The sequence below is a fragment of the Mesorhizobium sp. M2A.F.Ca.ET.039.01.1.1 genome (assembly GCF_003998035.1).
GTDB lineage: Bacteria > Pseudomonadota > Alphaproteobacteria > Rhizobiales > Rhizobiaceae > Mesorhizobium.
Map to the genome: position 1 here is coordinate 1 of NZ_RZRY01000713.1, position 3,084 is coordinate 3,084.

The window sequence follows — 3,084 nt, forward strand, 5'->3', positions numbered from 1 at the left end:
GGCCGGCAGGCCAGAGAGGGGGGCCTAGCGCTGCCCTTCGCGGTTAGCCGGATCGCAAATCCAGGGAGCACCCTTGTCCGCCCCACTCATCGAAATGCGCGGCATCACCAAGAGCTTCGGCGCCGTCAAGGCGAACGAGGCCGTCGACCTCAGCGTCGCACCCGGCGAAATCCTCGGCCTGCTTGGCGAGAATGGCGCAGGCAAGACGACGCTGATGAACGTGCTGTTCGGCGCCTACGCGCCGGACGCCGGCGAGATCCTGGTCGAAGGACGGCCCGTCGCCATCCACAATTCGGCCGATGCGCTCGCCGCCGGCATCGGCATGGTGCATCAGCATTTCCACCTCGCGCCGCGCCTCACGGTGCTGGAAAACCTGCTGATCGGCATTCCCGGCAAATCCGGCCGCATCGACCGTGCGCGCGGGCTCGCCCGGCTCACCGAAATCAGCCGGCAGTATGGGCTGAGCCTCGATCCGAACCTGCCGGTGTCGGCGCTGTCGGTCGGTGAGCAGCAGCGGCTGGAGATCATCAAGGCGCTGTTTCGCGGCGCGAAGCTTTTGATCCTCGACGAGCCGACTGCCGTGCTGGCGCCAAGCGAAGTAGACGGCCTGTTCGCCGCCCTGCGCTCGATGGCGGCGCAGGGGCTCGGCATCATCTTCATCTCGCATAAGCTGAACGAGGTCCGGGCGCTCACCCATCGCTGCGTCGTGCTGCGCCATGGCAAGGTCGCCGGCCGCGTCGACCACCCGGCAGAAACCACCTCGGCCGAGATGGCCAGACTGATGTGCGGCCACGAAATCGTCCCGCCGGTCAAGGAGGCTTCGACGCCCGGCGCCGCCGTGCTGACGCTCGACGGCATTTCCACCGCCGGCCATGCCGGCACGCCGCTGCGCGACGTCTCGCTGGTCGTCCGGGCGGGCGAGATACTCGGCATCGCCGGCGTCTCCGGCAACGGCCAGCGGGCGCTGGCCGATGTCATCTCCGGCATGCTGCCGCCAAGGGCCGGCACGATGACGATAGCCGGCAAAACGGCGACGCAATTCTCGCCGCGCGAGCTGCAGGCGCTTGGCCTCGGCCGCATCCCGGAAGACCGCATGACCACCGGACTGGTCACCAACCTGCCTCTAGCCGATTCCATGGTTCTGCCGCGGATCGGCACCGAGGCCTTCAGCCGCAAAGGCCTGCTCAACCCGGCGGCGATCCGCGCCTTCGCCGAAGAACAGATCAAGGCCTACGACATACGCTGCCCTGGCCAGATGGTGCGCGCCGGCGCGCTCTCCGGCGGCAACCTGCAGAAGGCGCTTTTGGCACGCGAGCTCGCCTTCGACCCGAAAGTGCTGATCGTCTCGCAGCCGACGCGCGGCCTCGACATCGGCGCCGCCCGCTTCATCCACGAGAAATTCCTCGCGATGCGCGCCAAAGGCTGCGGCATCATCGTCATCGGCGAAGACCTCGAGGAATTGCTGATGCTCTCGGACCGCATCGCGGTGATGTATGAGGGCCGCATCGCCGGCACGCTTATCAGCGCCGATGCCACCGTCACCAGGCTCGGCTTGATGATGACCGGCGCCGGGCAGACCGAGGAGGCGGCCTGATGTTTCGCCTCGAAGCCCGCACCTCGACACCCGCCTGGTTCAATCTGGCGCTGCCGCTGATCGCCATCGCCGCGACGCTCATTCTGTGCAGTGGCCTGATCGCCATCGCCGGCGCCGGCGTGATCGAGGCCTATGGCGTGATGCTGTCGGCCTCGCTCGGCGACAGCTACGCCATCACCGAGACGCTGGTGCGCGCCGCCCCGATGATCTTCACCGGCCTTGCCGTGGCGATCGCCTTCCGCGCCAAATTCTGGAACATCGGCGCCGAGGGGCAGCTGCTCGCCGGCGCGGTGGCGAGCTGCTTTGTCGGCGCGATCCCGATGCCGGGCACCCTCGCCATGCTGTTGATGGCGATTGTAGGCGCCGCCGCCGGCGCGCTCGTGGCGCTGGTGCCGGCGACGTTGCGCATCAAATTCAAAGTCGACGACGTGGTGAGCTCGCTGCTGCTAAACTCGGTCATCTATTACGCGCTGATGGCGCTGATCGAAGGGCCGTGGAAGGACACCTTTTCCGGCTACCCGATCTCGCCACCGATCGAGGATTCCGCCAACTTCCCGGTGCTGATCGAAGGCACGCGGCTGCATCTCGGCGTCGTCGTGGCGCTGATCGCAGCACCGCTTTGCTGGTTCCTGATCGCCCGCACCACGCTCGGCTTTAGGATCCGCGTCACCGGCGAGAATCCGGAAGCGGCGCGCTATGGCGGCATCAACGTCCAGCGCGTGCTGCTCTCGACCGCCCTGCTCTCCGGCGCGCTGGCAGGCCTGGCCGGCGTCGGCGAGGTTGGCGGCGTGCATTTCCAGGTGATGAGCGACATCTCGCCGGGCTATGGCTATTCCGGCATCGTCGTCGCCATGCTCGCCAGGCTCAACCCGCTCGGCGTGGTGCCGGCGGCGATCTTCCTGGCCGCCGTCATGACCGGCGCCGAGGCGATGTCGCGCGCGACCGGCGTGCCGGCTTTCCTGAGCGACGTCATCCAGGGCACGGCGCTGCTTGCCATGCTGGTGGCGCTGCTCTTCACCGCCTACCGCATCCGCCGCGTGGGAGCGCAGACATGAGCGCGGTGTTCGAGCAGATTTTCCAGGTCGGCTTCCTCGCCGCCATCATCCGCATCGCCACGCCGCTCGCTTTCGCCACACTCGGCGAAATGTTTTCCGAACGCGCCGGCGTGCTCAATCTCGGCATCGAAGGCATCATGCTGCTCTCGGCCATGGCCGGTTTCACCGCCGCCAGCCTCAGCGGCAGCCTGTGGCTGGGCGTGCTGGTGGCCGTGCTGGTCGGCGCGCTGATGGGCGCCCTGCACGCGCTGTTCACCGTCGCGCTGGGCCTCAGCCAACATGTCTGCGGCATCGGCGTGACCTTGTTCTCATCCGGTCTCGCCTATTTCCTCTATCGGTTGATCTTCGGCCAGCAATCGGTGCCGCCCAGCATCGACGGCTTCAAGCTGGCGCCGATCCCGCTGCTCTCGGACATACCGGTGATCGGCCCTGCCG

General features: G+C 67.4%; 2 protein-coding genes and 1 pseudogene. All 3 read left to right on the forward strand.

Annotated elements, in window-relative coordinates:
* The first annotated feature begins 73 nt into the window (after positions 1–73).
* A complete protein-coding gene (locus EOA24_RS32335; protein WP_127410498.1) occupies positions 74–1,594 on the forward strand; it encodes an ABC transporter ATP-binding protein in 1,521 nt (506 codons plus the stop codon).
* A complete protein-coding gene (locus EOA24_RS32340; protein ID WP_126080541.1) occupies positions 1,594–2,649 on the forward strand; it encodes an ABC transporter permease in 1,056 nt (351 codons plus the stop codon). Before EOA24_RS32335 ends, EOA24_RS32340 begins: the two co-directional genes overlap by 1 nt.
* A pseudogene (locus tag EOA24_RS32345) lies at positions 2,646–3,084 on the forward strand (ABC transporter permease); the annotation flags it as partial. The gene EOA24_RS32340 and the pseudogene EOA24_RS32345, both read left to right, overlap by 4 nt.

Bases quoted from the DNA above. Each gene is read 5' to 3' on its own strand.
- EOA24_RS32340 (WP_126080541.1), top strand. From the start codon at position 1,594: ATGTTTCGCCTCGAAGCCCGCACCTCGACACCCGCCTGGTTCAATCTG.